The 15,591-nt window shown below is 53.7% G+C and carries 12 protein-coding genes and 1 tRNA gene; 3 read left to right on the forward strand and 10 right to left on the reverse strand.

Translation table 11 applies throughout. The features are described from left to right. Positions 1–123: 123 nt before the first annotated feature. Entirely contained in the window at positions 124–2,694 is a 2,571-nt protein-coding gene (locus tag DG177_RS09160) for a DUF3857 domain-containing transglutaminase family protein (RefSeq protein ID WP_337658679.1), read from the reverse strand. A 261-nt stretch (positions 2,695–2,955) separates the two neighbouring features. Next, on the reverse strand, positions 2,956–3,684 hold the full coding sequence (locus tag DG177_RS09165) for a hypothetical protein (RefSeq protein ID WP_108811198.1): 729 nt from the start codon (positions 3,682–3,684) through the stop codon (positions 2,956–2,958). Positions 3,685–4,064: 380 nt separating this feature from the next. On the opposite strand from DG177_RS09165, the gene DG177_RS09170 reads away from it, so the two are divergent. Together DG177_RS09170 and DG177_RS09175 are read left to right on the forward strand one after the other, a co-directional pair. Beyond that, positions 4,065–6,101: a 3-hydroxyacyl-CoA dehydrogenase NAD-binding domain-containing protein gene (locus DG177_RS09170; RefSeq protein ID WP_108811199.1), complete on the forward strand. Its 2,037-nt coding sequence runs from the start codon at positions 4,065–4,067 to the stop codon at positions 6,099–6,101. A 29-nt stretch (positions 6,102–6,130) separates the two neighbouring features. Then, positions 6,131–7,873: a class I adenylate-forming enzyme family protein gene (locus DG177_RS09175; protein WP_443216413.1), complete on the forward strand. Its 1,743-nt coding sequence runs from the start codon at positions 6,131–6,133 to the stop codon at positions 7,871–7,873. A gap of 3 nt (positions 7,874–7,876) precedes the next feature. Here DG177_RS09175 and DG177_RS09180 read toward each other — a convergent pair whose 3' ends face one another. The 7 genes from DG177_RS09180 to argH all read right to left on the reverse strand — a co-directional run bounded on the left by DG177_RS09180 (position 7,877) and on the right by argH (position 14,352). Then, positions 7,877–8,806 (reverse strand): acyl-CoA thioesterase, encoded by a 930-nt coding sequence (locus DG177_RS09180; RefSeq protein ID WP_337658680.1) that lies wholly within the window; start codon positions 8,804–8,806, stop codon positions 7,877–7,879. Between the two features lie 48 nt (positions 8,807–8,854). Beyond that, complete coding sequence (locus DG177_RS09185) at positions 8,855–10,027, reverse strand: acetyl-CoA C-acyltransferase (RefSeq protein WP_108811200.1); 1,173 nt, start codon at positions 10,025–10,027, stop codon at positions 8,855–8,857. A gap of 84 nt (positions 10,028–10,111) precedes the next feature. Further along, positions 10,112–10,594, reverse strand: coding sequence for a DUF2721 domain-containing protein (locus DG177_RS09190; RefSeq protein WP_108811201.1), 483 nt, complete (start codon positions 10,592–10,594; stop codon positions 10,112–10,114). 66 nt (positions 10,595–10,660) lie between these two features. After that, the gene (locus DG177_RS09195; RefSeq protein WP_108811202.1) at positions 10,661–11,431 is read right to left on the reverse strand and encodes an NAD(P)-dependent oxidoreductase; all 771 of its coding nucleotides are present in this window, start codon (positions 11,429–11,431) and stop codon (positions 10,661–10,663) included. Between the two features lie 3 nt (positions 11,432–11,434). Continuing rightward, a complete protein-coding gene (lysA, locus tag DG177_RS09200) occupies positions 11,435–12,694 on the reverse strand; it encodes a diaminopimelate decarboxylase (RefSeq protein WP_108811203.1) in 1,260 nt (419 codons plus the stop codon). 42 nt (positions 12,695–12,736) lie between these two features. Further along, positions 12,737–12,985 (reverse strand): LPS translocon maturation chaperone LptM, encoded by a 249-nt coding sequence (lptM, locus tag DG177_RS09205; RefSeq protein WP_108811204.1) that lies wholly within the window; start codon positions 12,983–12,985, stop codon positions 12,737–12,739. Next, positions 12,982–14,352, reverse strand: coding sequence for an argininosuccinate lyase (argH, locus tag DG177_RS09210; protein ID WP_108811205.1), 1,371 nt, complete (start codon positions 14,350–14,352; stop codon positions 12,982–12,984). The genes lptM and argH overlap by 4 nt, the downstream gene beginning before the upstream one ends. Positions 14,353–14,383: 31 nt before the next feature. On the opposite strand from argH, the gene DG177_RS09215 reads away from it, so the two are divergent. Continuing rightward, positions 14,384–14,992, forward strand: coding sequence for a TlpA family protein disulfide reductase (locus DG177_RS09215; RefSeq protein WP_337658681.1), 609 nt, complete (start codon positions 14,384–14,386; stop codon positions 14,990–14,992). Positions 14,993–15,286: 294 nt separating this feature from the next. Here the strand turns inward: DG177_RS09215 and DG177_RS09220 are convergent. Next, positions 15,287–15,362, reverse strand: a tRNA-Val gene (locus DG177_RS09220). Between the last annotated feature and the right edge of the window lie 229 nt (positions 15,363–15,591).

Here is a 15,591-nt window from a genome sequence, read left to right on the forward strand (position 1 = left end):
TCTATCATATACGTCTGGGAACGGTCGAACCGCTCCAGAATTAAGGGTTAGCTGTGGCTGTACTGGATCAGATCGGAAGTAGGTGTTTGAAGCACTGTAATCAATTCTATCAATCTATGATGGTCAAACAACGAACAAAACTATGGAAAACGGCAAGCAGCAAAACACCGCTAACCAGTCCCGTTTGTTATACCGACCACTTTCGATCACTAGCTCTCGATCATTGGCTGAGTTTATTTGTTGAACCACTGGTATAAGCACCACTATCCCCATTATGGCCGCTATTGAACTGATCCCGAACTGAACATCGAATTGTTCTACAATCGCAGAAGTCAAGGAAGTCAGGAAGTAGCCGATGCTGACAATGACTCCTAACCACAGTGGTTTTTGCAACTCAGCTTTTGAACGCGCGGCCTTGAACAGCTCAAATACCCAAAATATGCTGAAAAATGCTCTCCAGAAAGGACTTATAGCAACGCCTTCTGTTTGCTGATGTCGACGCCAACATCGCCAGAACCAATAGAAAAGATATACCCCAAAGGTCGAAATGCTCATCACCAAAAACTTGGAAATGCTCATTGGCCTAAATGACCCGGAAACGGTTCCGATAGCCTCGGCGCTTTTCAACGATTGCACCGCCAATGTCAGCGAAACTATTCCTCCAACCAGCGCCAGCCCTACAATGATCAAGAAGAGCTCTGATCCGACGAATCCAAACTGGTCGTCAAGATCGATAAATTCATACGATAGATTGGTCAGCCTTTCTGTATCATTGCGATAGCCAGCGACATCCACGGCCTCCAAAATGGTTGTTTTTCCAACCAAACTCATTTCAATTATGGCATTGTCCCCGTTTCGCGTGCTAACTCTATTGAAGTCAAAAGCATTGCTCGAAATCGTTTCAGCATCGGGCAACTCCGGCCTCATCCCTGGAGTTGTCAACTTGAAAACATGCCGCCGATTAATCTGGTTAGGAAGAGCGAGGGCCGTTTTACGCTCCGCAGCGTCAGGCGTGTCAAAGAGATCACCCAAAGTCCATGCGTTGATTTGATATGAAGTTATGGTGTCTTGGTAATCTGGTGCAGTCGCCGGTAAAAAATAGTTCTGTTCTATTGCAAGTATATTTTGATCGCGGTTATCGCTGACAATCAATTCACCTCTTTGTTTCACGCCTGGGAAAAGGTCTTGATAATATTCAATCTCATTTTTTTCGAGGGATGACAGTGAACTATCGGCGATACTCGCGCGTTTTATATTTGCCTCGTCGTCCCTATAAGTAGTGTGAATAGCAATCTCTACGCCGTTGTCTGAACGGATATGGGATTCGACAACGTCTATTGTCGGTTTATCTGGCGTGGGTGCGGGAATTTCCTGCAGTTGGGTTTGACCAGCGACCAGTGGCAAGGCAAATCCGTAGGTTTGATCTGCGATATACGGAATAACTCCGCCTTCATGCGATCCAGTTGGATCGAGCCATATCGGCTTTCCCAGACCGTCGGCTCGCACGATGACATGATCAAATGCATCCGCTCTGGGTTGTAAATCGATCAGGCCTCGGCCAGTGTCAGTGTCGGTCAAGGCCGGCACTGCTTCAATTCCAAGTCTAAGCAGAACAGCAATCAAGAGCGTTGTCTTGTCTTTACAGTCACCAAAACCGCTTTTCCATGTGACAGCAGGTGTTCGGGGACGATAACCGCCGACACCAATGGAAAGGCTAGTATATCGTACGGAATCCTGCACAAGCCACAATGCCTTTGTCGCTCGAGTCTTGGGATCAGCAGAGCTCGCCGCAATAGCATCAACTTTAGCGGCTAGGTCTGAAGGAAGAGACGAATCAACATCATAGAATGGTAGCGCCCAACTGACGACTGAAGACCAATCTGACATTGTTGAGAGTTGTACAGCTGGCCAATGCTTGCGCCATTTTGGAGTGTCTTTCTCCGAGGGTATCGGGTCGGGATCAATTGTAGCCCAGGTAAGAACTCTTGCTCCATTCTCAAGGGTTTCTTCGTGGTTTGGCGCTCCATTTGATAGCTTGGTATTTAGTTCCAGCGTTCTAGGCATGACCACGCGAAGGCGAGTCATAGCAACCGGAACCGACCAGCCCAGAGCATATTTGCCAAAAAAATGCCCCGGCCAATAACTACTTTTTTCATTAAGACTCCAGGCAATATCTGTAACATCACCGACTCGAACATCGTCCAATCTCAAGTGCGCTGTGCGCTGTCCTGTTATAATCCCTTCTTCAAGCTCGCTTTCACGGCGCATGACTTCGACCGACGCAGTCGCCGTTTGATCAATCATATTTCCATCACGCCAGACGGCTACTCTGTGCAACACTAGATTGTCTATTTCAGGATCAAATGTGAGTTGGATCTGGGAGGCATCTTCTAATCCACTGCGATCAATGATCTTTTGTGTAGTCCTGAGAAAATAGTCAGCTCCTCGCGCCCCGATCCTGATTTGTGTATCATCTATCAGGTGATAAATTCCGTCACTGACCGCTCGTATTCGCTTTTCATTAGTGTCAGGAACAGAAGCATCCAGAACCCAATTGGGGAGAGATTGATAAGATATTTCTAAGTTTTTCTTTGCGCTAGTTGGACCGATTAGAAATACTGATAGGAAGACCGTAAACATTACAAAACAAAACAAACGCAATTTGTCCTGCTGGTAAGAATGCCAACTAACCACTACAATACCCCCCGAATTACCTTACAACCTTCGCTCTTTTCGTTTTCAGTTTTAACAGTTCGACTGAGCTAAGTTTGTGCCGCAAGCAGAACGTTTACCGTGCTAAAAGTCGTTCGCCAAATCTGTCAAAAAAGAAAATGATGTCTTTACGGACGAGCCCACCGTTATACCTAAATCGGACTGCAAATATCTCTCGATTGCTCTCTAGTGACGTCGAGAAAATGCGGGTGCCGCGCCAATCCCGGTGCGGCACCCTGCAAACTATTCCATGCGTTTTTTATAGCATTTCTTGAGCGCTTTTTGCCGCTTCTTCGGCTTGGAGATCGTCTCGGCTTCCGCTTTACATTGTCCGAGAGGCGTGTCTGCCAGCGCAGCGGCCATCGCGCTTTCGGAATCAAAAGATGGCGACAAGCTGCCATCAGGCGAAAATTCCAATGGTTGGGCAACCTGAGACAACAGTTCCCGGCCCATGGGAAGCCGGGCGCGTTTACCGGTAATAAATCCGGCGAAAACACCTATAGCCAAAACGCCAACCCCAGTTGCAACCGTATTGCCCTCGCCTTCCTGCCGGAAGTTGCCGGTAATGGGAATGCTTTGACCATCAAGTTCGACAGAGCGCATGGAAAATTCCAGCTTGCCGGACTTTCCAAAAGCCCCTTTGCCGGTCCGCCAGGTTATCTCGGCCGAAGCTGGGGTGCCGCTTGGTATGACGACCGTGTCACCGACCCGAACATCCTCCAACACGGTTAGCCCGAACATATCACCCGCATCATGCGTGCTGCTGTTCACTTCTTTAGCCACTGCCAGTTTTAAAGGCGTCCCGCTTTTCAGGATCAGCGGTTTCAATTCGACAGGCTCAGGAGCTGTTTGCTCCGGACTGACAATGACCGGAGCCACCGGAGCGACGGCTTGTGTATCATCCGCAAGCTGTGCGGACACAGGCGTGATAGTCAATGCGGCAATAGCCACACCTGCAAAAAGTGTTTTCATGTATTCCCCCTTCTTAGCATCGACGAACTGTGATGCTGTACTGGCTTTGCTAACCAGCTTTACAGATGTGTACAACTTCCAAAACATCCATTTTGCAAGTTAGATTACTTTATCCCTTTTTGGATCCCTTCACCATCATGATGCGTGCCAATCAACCTGATCGGATTGTCCTTGCCGAGCCGAAAATTGCGCACGCTGTCCCGACTGAATCACGCGCAGCGGGACGTGCCGAATACCGTCAGGATCGGATCGATAGCAAAAGCCTGATTTCATATCCTTATTCTTTGTGATATTCGAATCGCCTGCCCGAATTTCGAGCTATGTCTTCACGTCGCGCCGCATGTCTTTGGCGTTCAAATATGACCTTGCAGGAGAAAAAAATGTCTGTCGTCACCACCGAAAAACATCAGAATATATTGGTCATCATCTCGAACAACCCGCCGGTCAATGCGCTTGGTGCGGCGGTACGCCAAGGGCTCGTCGATGGTATAAACGAAGCGCTGTCCGACGATGAGGTTGAAGCGGTGGTCATACGCTGTGACGGACGGACGTTTTTTGCCGGTGCGGATATTACCGAATTTGGCAAACCGATGCAGGGGCCCAATCTGGGCGAAGCAATTGATCGTCTAGAGGCTAGTGACAAGCCGGTTGTCGCAGCGATCCACGGAACCGCATTGGGCGGAGGCTGTGAAGTTGCCTTGGCTTGTCATTACCGGGTCGCAGTGCCATCAGCAAAAATGGGTCTGCCAGAGGTCAAGCTGGGCCTGATCCCCGGAGCTGCCGGCACCCAGCGCTTGCCGCGCGTGGTCGGGGCAGAAGCCGCTTTGCCGATGGTGGTGATCGGCAACCCTATTTCAGCCAAAAAGGCCCATGCCATCGGCTTGGTTAACCAGATCGTCAGCGAGGACAGTCTAGCTGATGATGCGATAGCCTTTGCGCGCGAACAGATCGGCAAGGCACCGCCGCGCTCGTCCGAGGGCACCGCCAATGAAGATGGCATCAAGAACCCGGCCATATTTGACGAATTCCGTCAGAAAAACGGCCGCAAGATCCGAGGGTTCGATGCTCCGGAAGCCGGTATTCAGGCGGTGAAAGCAGCAGGCGAACTTTCTTATGCCGATGGCGTCAAGAAAGAAGGCGAGCTGTTTATGAAGCTGATGACCGGCACCCAGTCGGCTGCCATGCGTCATTATTTCTTCGCTGAACGTGCGGCCAATAAAATTGACGGCATTGATCCTAAAATTGACCTGATCCCAATCAAGAAAGTCGGGATATTGGGCGCAGGCACCATGGGCGGCGGCATTGGCATGAACTTTCTGTCCGCTGGCATTCCGGTGACCATTGTCGAACTGAAAGAGGAAGCGCTGGACCGCGGCGTCGGTGTCATCCGCAAAAATTACGAGAACACCGCAAAACGTGGACGGATGACCGAGGAGCAGGTTGAAAGTGCGATGAGCATTTTGACGCCTAGCCTGTCCTATGATGATCTCGCCGATTGCGATCTGGTGATCGAGGCCGTGTTTGAGAATATGGATGTCAAGAAGGAGGTCTTCACAAAGCTGGATGGCATTGTGAAACAGGGTGCGATCCTCGCCAGCAATACAAGCTATCTGAACATAGACGAAATCGCGGCGGTGACGAAACGGCCCGAATATGTGCTCGGCTTGCACTTTTTCTCGCCCGCCAATATCATGAAACTGCTCGAAATCGTGCGCGGTGAGAAGACCGCCGATGACGTGCTGATGACCGCGATGAAGCTGTCGAAGAAAATCGGCAAGGTTGCAGCCGTCTCAGGCGTCTGCCCTGGCTTTATCGGCAACCGGATGCTCAGCCCGCGTCAGGAACAGGCGAATATCATGATCATGGAAGGCGCCAACTACTGGGACGTGGATGACGTATTGCTGGATTTCGGCTTTCCGATGGGGCCGTTTCAAATGTCTGACCTCGCCGGGGTTGATATCGGTTGGCACCGTGATCCGGAGCGTATCGAAACATTGCGCGACGCCTTATGTGCCGCTGGCCGTTGGGGACAGAAAGTCGGCAAAGGCTTTTATGATTATAATGAGGCGCGGCAACGTACGCCTTCTGATGAAGTCAAACAGATTATTGCCGAATTCGCATCGAAAGCGGGCAAGGAACAGCGCGACATTTCGAAAGACGAAATCCGCGAGCGCCTGCTCTATCCGATGGTCAACGAGGGCGCGAAAATCCTCGAAGAGGGCATGGCCCAGCGCGCGAGTGATGTCGATGTCGTGTGGATCAATGGGTATGGCTGGCCGCTTTATACCGGTGGTCCGATGTTCTGGTCGGATACAGTCGGGCTCGACAACGTGGTTGCGGGCTTGAAAAAACATGGCCTGCCCATTGCCAAGCTGTTGGAAGAAAAAGCCGCTGCAGGCGGGAAGTTTAACGGATAGGGTCGCGTCTATCGATCAGGAGAGATTATTTGTCAGCTGAAGCTATAGATCCACTGGAAAAGTGGACACCGCCCGCTGGATGGCCCGTGCGAACACGCAAAGACGTGGACGCCTTGCTGTGTGCACCAGGTCAGCCGTTTGAAATGGAGACGGTCGATATTGATGGTGTGCCCACCCGCGTGTGGAAGAACGCGCATCCTACACTCGCGGCGATGGCGGAACATGCGCGCGGCCATGGCGAGAGCGAGTTTCTGATATTTGAAGATGAACGCGTCACCTATGCGAGCTGGTATCGGGCAGTGGCAGCTCTCGCTCTGGAGCTTCAGAATATTGGTGTGTCAAAAGGTGATCGGGTCTCGCTCGCCATGCGCAATCTGCCGGAATGGCCAGTGATTTTCTTCGCGGCGGCGTCAATCGGTGCGATTGTTGTGCCGCTCAACGCATGGTGGACGGATCAGGAGCTGGTTTTTGGATTGGCTAATTCTGAAACCAGCGTGCTGCTCTGTGATGCAGAGCGTTGGGACCGGATTTCCCCGCATTTGAGCCAGTTACCGGATCTGAAACATGCCATTGTGGCACGTAGCCAGAGCGCATTGGCTGATCCTGCGCAGGCACTGGAAGAGATTATTGGGCGGCCCAATGATTATGCCGATCTTCCCGATCAAGACCTGCCAGCGGTAGACATGGCACCGGATGATCCGGCGACGATTTTCTATACAAGCGGCACAACCGGCCAGCCCAAGGGCGCGCTCGGTACGCATCGCAACCTGACCACCAATGCTATTTCGGTGGGCTATTCGGGCGCGGCGGCGGCCTTGCGCCGGGGCAATGAATTGCCAGAACCCTCGATTCGGGTTGGTTTAACAGTAGTGCCGATGTTCCATTGCACCGCTTGTTCCGCCATCATGATGCCGACCGTGCACGGTGGGCATAAAATGGTGTTCCTGCACAAATGGGACACGGTGCGGGCGATGGAGATTATCGAACGGGAAAAGGTCAATGCAACCGGCGGCGTGCCGTTCATTGCCTGGCAATTGATCGAGCATCCGGACCGTGAAAAATATGATCTGAGTTCCATCGATGCCATCAGCTATGGTGGCGCGCCGTCTGCACCGGAACTGGCGCGAAAAATCTACGAGGTCTTTGGCGCCCTGCCCGGCAATGGTTGGGGCATGACCGAGACCATGGCGACGGTGACATCCCACAGCGCCGAGGATTATCTCAATCGCCCGACCAGTTGCGGCCCGCCGGTCGCTGCGGCGGACCTCAAAGTCATGAGTGAGGATGGTGCCCATGAATTACCGATTGGCGAGGTTGGCGAGCTTTGGGCGCGCGGGCCGATGGTCGTGAAAGGCTATTGGAATCGACCGGATGCAACGGCCGAAACCTTCGTCAATGGCTGGGTCCGGACCGGCGATCTGGCACGTCTGGACGATGAAGGTTTCTGCCATATTGTCGACCGCGCGAAAGACATGATCATCCGCGGCGGGGAAAATATCTACTCCTCCGAGGTCGAGAATGTCCTCTATGATCATCCTGCGGTGATGGATGCCGCATTGATTGGTATTGAACATAAGACGCTCGGCGAGGAACCCGCAGCAGTCGTACATCTTGTTCAGGGCCGATCCGCTAATGAAGCAGAACTGCAATCATGGGTGCGTGAGCGGCTGGCAAATTTCAAGGTACCGGTGAAAGTGCTGTTCAGCGAGGACAGCCTGCCGCGCAACGCCAATGGCAAGATACTGAAACGCGATCTGAAGTCACTATTTTAAACTTCAGTCGTTTTTCGGTGTGACGCGGATAAGGCCTTCCTGTACGGCCGATGCAACCAGCTTGCCATCCTGTGTGTAAAGCGAACCGCGATTAAGGCCGCGCGTGCCGCCGGTCCAGTCGCTGTCCATCACATAGCAGATCCATTGATCGATCCTGAAATCATCATGGAACCACATCGCGTGATCAAGGCTGGTCGAGAATAATCCGGGTGTGGTCCAGTGCAGTCCGTGCGGGATCATCGAGGTAGAGAGCAATCCCATATCGGATGCGAAGGCCAAGGTTGCCCGATGCGTCAGTGGATCATCTGGTAGAGGCGCAACGGTCTTGAACCATTGATACTGGCGCGCGGGTTCACTTTTGCCTTCCGGGCGAAAGCTTCGCACGTCAAAGGGACGTGGCATGCTCATCCGGTGGATATGCTTATCCGATACCTGCGGGTTACGGGCAATTTGCTCCATCATACTCATGCATTTTTCGGGCGGTAATACATCCGGCATCGGAACCTGATGTTGGAGCCCGTCTGCTGGTTTTTGAAACGAAGCAGTCAGGTTGAATATGACCTTTTCATTTTGCCGGACAACGACCCGGCGGTTCGAGATGCTGCGCCCATCAAAGTCGCGGTGCACTCGAAAATGAAGCGGTTTTGTCTCATCGCCAGCGCGCAGAAAATAGGAATGCAGCGAATGTATGGTCTTTTCCTCATCCACCGTACGGTCTGCCGCAACAATCGCTTGCGCGATCACCTGTCCACCAAAAATTCGTTCGCGTGCGGTTGACGCGAGCGCGGGATATACAAACTCATCAGCACCATCTGCTGTAAGATTAAATGTGCGGAGCAACCCGGCTATCAGCTTTTCAGCGGGCACCGAAGAGCGATGCGCCAAAGCCTCCGACAACCGGCGCTCGACTTGTTCGTCCGTTAGTTGATTCAAAACTGCTTCTATTCCTTAACTGTTGCTGATGCCGACTGTCCGGAAGGATCAGGAATATATCTCAAACAATCCGGCGCCGCCCTGACCGCCTCCGATGCACATGGTGACAACGCCCCATTTTGCACCGCGCCGCCGGCCTTCCTGCAACAAATGTCCAGCACAGCGTGCGCCGGTCATTCCGAAAGGATGACCGATAGAGATAGAACCGCCATTGACGTTATATTTTTCGGGATCAATGCCCAGTCGATCGCGGCTGTAGAGACACTGGCTCGCGAAGGCTTCGTTGAGTTCCCAAATATCGATATCATCGACGGTCAGACCCTGCCGTTCGAGTAGCTTGGGAACAGCGAAGACCGGGCCGATACCCATTTCATCCGGCTCACAACCGGCCACTGCCCATGACACGAAACGACCCAGAGGTTCCAACCCCCGCCGTTCAGCTTCTTTGGCTTCCATCAGCAGGACCGCAGCGGCACCATCGGATAGCTGGCTGGCATTGCCAGCCGTAATATATTTCCCCTCACCCATGACCGGTGGCAATTTGGCCAGGCCTTCCAGAGTTGTTGTCGGGCGATTACACTCGTCCCGGTCAACCGTATAGTCGACGATGCTTTCTTCCTTGGTTTCCTTGTCGACGACTTTCATCTTCGTCTGCATGGGCGCGATTTCATCGGCGAATAGCCCGGCTTCCTGAGCTTTGGCCATACGCTGCTGTGATTGCAGGGAATATTCGTCCTGATACTCCCGGCTCACGTTGTAGCGCTCCGCTACAATATCTGCAGTGTCAATCATCGGCATGAAGATATCAGGCGCAATTTTCAGGATTTCGTTATCGATGCTGCCTTCCGGAGCGCGCTGCCCTTGCATCGAAATGCTCTCGACTCCGCCAGCAACAACACAATCCGCACCATCGCCGCGAATATGGTTCGCCGCCATGGCAATGGCCTGCATGCCAGATGAGCAGAAACGGTTGATCGTCGCTCCCGCCGTTGTTTTGGGGAGCCCAGCGAGCAGTGCTGCATTACGCCCGATATTGGGGGCTGCATGTGCGACATTGCCCATCAGGCTATCGTCAACAAAGTCACTTTCGACGCCTGATTTGGCGACCGCATGTTTGATGGCATGGGCCGCCATCGTCATTGGCGGTGTGATATTGAAGCCACCGCGGCCTGCTTTGGCAAGCCCGGTGCGGGCATAGGATACGACGACAGCTTCACGCATGATATATTCTCCATTTGGTGATCAAAGGCGGCGCTTTGATTGGATCTGTTGTGATTATTTGGCCTAAGTCTATTTGAGGCCGTGTCAAGATGCGCGCCGCTTGACCCGCTCCTCGGTCTTCTCCAGATATTCCTCGCGGATCATGAAATCCCGGACACCAATGCGGACTTCCCGCAAAAACTGGATCAGCGCAATAGAAAGCAGGCTCATCGCAAGGATGAACGCACCGGCTATCACGCCGGATAAATCGAAACCGGTCAATCCCATCACAAAGAGCAACCCAATCAGCACACAAGCGACAATCGCGCTGATCACGCTGAGATAGATAGCGCTGTTGACGATTTTTATCCGCAGCTGAAGATCATGCAGTTCATCAACAACACATTGATGCTCATACCCTTCGGTTTCCCCAAAAAGATCCTGCAAGATCCGCGACCGGTCGATAATCCGCGCCAGCCGCCCAGCAAACAGGCTAAGCATGCCACCAACCGCTACCAGGAGAAACGCTGGAGCCAGTGCCGTTTGCAGCACTGCGATGATTTCGCCTTGGCTCAATGATAATGTCATGCCGATCCCCTATCTCGTTTAGTCCCTGTCTCGTTTAGTCTCTATTTCGTTTAGTCCCTGTTTCGTTCAGTTACGGCGTATCACCAATGTCAGACCTGTGATCTGTGCCGCATCAAGTTTATCCAGATCAAAGCGTTCAGCATCCGCACGCGCACGAACCAATACGTCTTCCGCTATGCTGCTGTCCGCATATATAATATCGGCTTGTCCCAAAAGCCGCGCCTGTTTGATGGTCAGGTCATCAGGATCGGCACTGTGCAGGTTCATTTCAATCAACCCGGTCCGGTTGCCTGTCGCCGGATCCTCGAGCCAGCCGTCAATCGCCGCACCATCTTGGTCAACAAAGGGATCGAGTGGTCCGCCGGGGTTTAGCGCCGCATCAATTGCGCGGCGGCGATCGGCTCCGTCTGGCCAGAGATGCTTGATCCGTTTGCGCGCTGCAAAAAGACCAGTGGCGAGCTGTCCCAGTCTTGCTGGCAGCAATTGTTCCAGTCTTTGCCGTACCGCTTTGGCGAGGCCCGCCGAAGCTCCGCCGGTACCGATGGCGATGAGCACAGGCTCACGGTCGACAATTGCTGGTGTGGTGTAATCACACATTGCCGAGCGATCTACGGCATTGACCAGCAGACCGCGTGCCTTGAGCCGCTCGACTGCGGCTGCCGCCGCGTCGTCATCTTCCAGCGCCACAACGGCAAGGGCGGCATCGGCCTGCTCATCATCCGTAATGTCTGCGCCTGCTCGCTCATAAAGGCGCCGTTTGGCATCCGCCATTTCCCCGCTGCCGAGCAAGATGACCTTGCGTCCTCTCAGCGTTACGAAAATGGGAAGCTGATCCATCGGCTATTTCAGCCAGTCCGGCACATGTTCCGCCGCCATGATCGTTGCCGGTTCGATGCGTTCGGCGACCACCGCATATTGGTCGCCGTCGACAAGTACCTCGGGTACGAGCGGACGGCTATTATAGGTGTTGGCCATGGTTGCTCCATAAGCGCCAGCGGTGCGGAAAATACCGAGATCGTCTGTTTTCACCCGGTCCACTTCGCGTTCTTTTGCAAAAATATCGCTGCTCTCGCAAATCGGACCAACAATGGATGCGGTCATTGTCTTCCCGCTGGGCTGGACCGCTTCAAAATGATGCCACGCATCGTAGATGGCGGGCCGCATCAAGTCGTTCATCGCCGCATCGACAATCACAAAATCGCTGTTCACACCCGGCTTGATCCGGATGACCTGAGTCATCATCACTCCGCTATTGCCAGCGATCACGCGACCCGGTTCGAACATCAAGGTAACTTCCCAGCCCTTGGTGACCCGCGCGACCATCGCGCCGTAGTCAGCCGGGCTTGGTGGATTTTCCTCTGGCTTGTATGGCACGCCAAGACCGCCGCCAAGATCGACATGGGTGATATTATGTCCGGCATCGCGCAAATCCTGAACGAGCTGCCCCATACGTGCATAGCATTTTTCCAGCGGATCCAGCTTTTGCAACTGGCTACCGATATGAACCGCCACACCGCGGAGATTGAGACCGGGCAATTCGGACAGTCGCGCAAAAATATCGGGCGCGACATCAATGGCGACACCGAATTTATTTTCCGCTTTCCCAGTGGAAATTTTCGCATGCGTGCCAGCGTCAACATCGGGATTGACCCGCAAGGTGGCCGGTGCCCGTTCCCCTCTGGCGGCAGCAATTTCAGACAGCATCTGCCCTTCTTCTTCCGATTCCAGATTGAACTGGCCGATGCCCTTGTCAAGGCCGAGGGTAAGTTCCGCGCGGCTTTTGCCAACGCCGGAAAAGACAATATCCTCGGCTTTCATCCCTGCCGCGAGTGCCCGCTCCAGCTCCCCGCCGGACACGACATCGGCACCATAGCCCTGATTGGCAAGAATGCGCAGAACAGCCAGATTGGGGTTGGATTTTACCGCAAAAGCCAGGTGGATCTTGCCCGCATCTTTCAATCCTTCCCGAAACACACGCGCATGACGTTCGAGCGTTGCGCGAGAATAGACGTAGACCGGTGTGCCGACCTGCGCAGCAATATCGGGGAGCGCTACATCTTCGGCATGCAGCACGCCATCTCTGAGTTGAAAATGATCCATCAAACGGGGCTTTCGGAATTGGGAAACAGTGTCAGGGCGGATTTAGCCAGTTGGCGGCAGATCGAATTTGTCATCCTGCCGTTTCTCGGACCGGCGGAGCAATTCATCACTGCGTTCGGGCTGCGCCTGGGTCGATGGCGTGATCAGCTCTTCGCCGGTTGGCCTTTCAGCTTCGCCATAAACAGCTTGCGGCAGCGACTGACCGTTGGGCGGCTCCAGCGCACCGCGATTGCCGCAAGCGGACAATATGACAAGCGATGCAAGGGCTACTATTTTACAGGATGTTTTCATAAGCGATTCGTCTGTTCCAGTTCTGCGATCCGCTGTCTTACCTGCTCTGGGGCCGTTCCGCCATAGCTGGTCCGGCTGGCAACAGAACCTTCAACACTCAGATCGGGCACATCATGGCCGGCAATCCGCGGATCAATCGCGGTCAAGTCTTCGGCTGCCAAGTCTGACAGATCACATCCTCGTTCCTCGCAAAGTTTGACCGCAGCGCCGGTGATGTGATGGGCTTCACGAAAAGGTATGTTGACCGCCCGTACCAGCCAATCGGCAAGATCGGTTGCCGTAGAAAAACCGGTATCTGCCGCCGCGCGCATTTTTTCAGGGACAAAGGTTACACTCTCGACAATGCCGGTCATCGCCGCAAGCGAGAGCGCGAGCAGATCATGTGCTTCGAATACCGGTGGTTTATCATCCTGCATATCTTTGGAATATGCCAACGGCAAACCCTTCATGGTCATCATCAAGGCATTCAGACAGCCGACAATCCGTCCGGCATGGCCGCGCACCAGCTCCGCCGCGTCTGGATTGCGTTTCTGCGGCATGATCGAGCTGCCTGTGGACCATTGATCGGACAGCTTCACAAAGCCAAATGGCTGCGAGGCCCAGACGATAATCTCTTCCGCGAGCCGGGACAAATGCAACGCCGTCTGGGCGGCGGCCATCAGATAATCGAGCGCAAAGTCTCGGTCAGAGACGCTGTCCATCGAATTATGGGTCGCGCCTGCGAAATCCAGAGTTTCGGAAGTCATTTGCCGGTCATTTGGAAAGCCGGTTCCGGCCAGCGCCGCTGCGCCGAGCGGACATTCATCCAACCGTTGCGTGGCCGCCCAAAACCGGCTGCTATCGCGGGCAAACATTTCATAGTAAGCAAGCAGATGATGGCCCATCGTAATCGGCTGAGCGACTTGCAAATGGGTAAAGCCGGGCATGATCGTATCGGCTTGCTCCTTGGCTCGCGCAATCAGAGCCTCCCGCAAATTCCACAAGCCAGCAGAGACCTGCTCTTCTGCATCGCGGACCCAAAGGCGGAAAGATGTCGCCACCTGGTCATTGCGCGAACGCGCCGTGTGCAGCCGTCCGGCAACAGGGCCGATAATCTCGGTCAGCCGTGCTTCGATCGTCATATGGATATCTTCGAGATCCAGGTTCTCGGGTACGCCGTTTGCTTCATATTCCTGGGCAATTTGATTGAGGCCATCAATTATCAGGGTGGCATCTTCCGCCTCGACAATATCTTGCTTGGCCAGCATAGCGACATGCGCAAGTGACGCGCGAATATCCTGGCGCCATAATTTCTTGTCGAACGGGATAGACGCGTTTATCTCGCGCATGATTGATGAAGGGCCATCCGCGAACCGGCCGCCCCACATCGCGTTTGAACTCTGGCTGTTGGAATCTGATGTGCGATTAGTGATGCGAATATTCCTGTTTCTTAGCTTACCGGCGATGCTTGCCGCTTGTGACATGCCATCAGGCGATAAGCAATCTGGCGAAGCGGAGCAAGGGAATGATGGCTCCCAAACACAAGAACAGACCATCGAAAGCGATAGCGGTCTCGTCGGAAAGCTTGATATTTCGCTGCGTGGCAGTTCGATGGTTGATACGCCGTTCAAAGACCCCAATGGCAATGTTGTGCGTCTTTCCGATTTCACTGGCAAGCCTGTGCTGGTCAACATCTGGGCGACATGGTGCGCACCGTGCGTGGTTGAAATGCCTATGCTCGACGAACTGGCCGCGCGTGAGAAAGACCGGTTGCAGGTATTGGTGGTCTCACAAGACATTCAGGGCGCAGAGAAAGTCGATCCCTTTTTTGCCGAAGCAGGATTTGATGAGCTGGAGGCCTATACCGATCAGGAAAATGGACTGAGCTTCGGATTCGGATCCGGCCTGATGCCGACTACCGTCCTATATGACGCGCAAGGCAAAGAGGTGTGGCGTGTGATCGGTGCCATGGACTGGGACGGCGCACGCGCAGCTATGTTGATGGAAGAGACGCTGGCTGAGGGATGAAGTGAAGGGGTTTTTGTTTCACCCTAAGCGCCCGGCGGGAGTTTTTGTTGATTCCCTCAAGCGCCGGGCGCGGGCATTCGCCCGCTTAGCTATCGCGCCGCAAGGCGCGGCGGCCGGTCAGCCTTGCCTCGCTGCGCTCGGACGATGCTCAACAAGATGTGCGCTTCGGTTATACCGTTGAGGTCGCGCTGATCCGACGCGAAGTGGAGGCAAGCGCGACTGCGCGCCCGAGCTTATGTGAGGAAAGCCAAGCGGGCGGATGCCCGCGCCCGGCGCTTGAGGTTAAATAGAATATGGTGGGCGATGACAGGCTCGAACTGCCGACATCTTCGGTGTAAACGAAGCGCTCTACCAACTGAGCTAATCGCCCTTACATAGGTCAGCCCCATGAAGTGTTTGGGGCCATTGCCAAATCATAACGGCTTTGGCAAGCATCTTCGCGCAGAGTTTTTCAAAATTACAGAATACCAGCGGTTTAATGGTCATTGCTGCACTCGAAATTGTAACAAGCTGCAAAACCTTAGCTCTCTCCGCGATTCGCAGCTAGTGCCCGACTATCCACAGAAATTATTCTTTTTAAATCAATTAGATAACCAGAA

Origin of the sequence: Sphingorhabdus sp. Alg231-15, assembly GCF_900149705.1 — a bacterium.
Taxonomy (GTDB): Bacteria; Pseudomonadota; Alphaproteobacteria; order Sphingomonadales; family Sphingomonadaceae; genus Parasphingorhabdus.

Bases quoted from the DNA above. Each gene is read 5' to 3' on its own strand.
- DG177_RS09165 (WP_108811198.1), bottom strand. From the start codon at position 3,684: ATGAAAACACTTTTTGCAGGTGTGGCTATTGCCGCATTGACTATCACG.
- lptM (WP_108811204.1), bottom strand. From the start codon at position 12,985: ATGAAAACATCCTGTAAAATAGTAGCCCTTGCATCGCTTGTCATATTG.
- DG177_RS09185 (WP_108811200.1), bottom strand. From the start codon at position 10,027: ATGCGTGAAGCTGTCGTCGTATCCTATGCCCGCACCGGGCTTGCCAAA.
- DG177_RS09195 (WP_108811202.1), bottom strand. From the start codon at position 11,431: ATGGATCAGCTTCCCATTTTCGTAACGCTGAGAGGACGCAAGGTCATC.
- argH (WP_108811205.1), bottom strand. From the start codon at position 14,352: ATGTGGGGCGGCCGGTTCGCGGATGGCCCTTCATCAATCATGCGCGAG.
- DG177_RS09170 (WP_108811199.1), top strand. From the start codon at position 4,065: ATGTCTGTCGTCACCACCGAAAAACATCAGAATATATTGGTCATCATC.
- DG177_RS09190 (WP_108811201.1), bottom strand. From the start codon at position 10,594: ATGACATTATCATTGAGCCAAGGCGAAATCATCGCAGTGCTGCAAACG.
- lysA (WP_108811203.1), bottom strand. From the start codon at position 12,694: ATGGATCATTTTCAACTCAGAGATGGCGTGCTGCATGCCGAAGATGTA.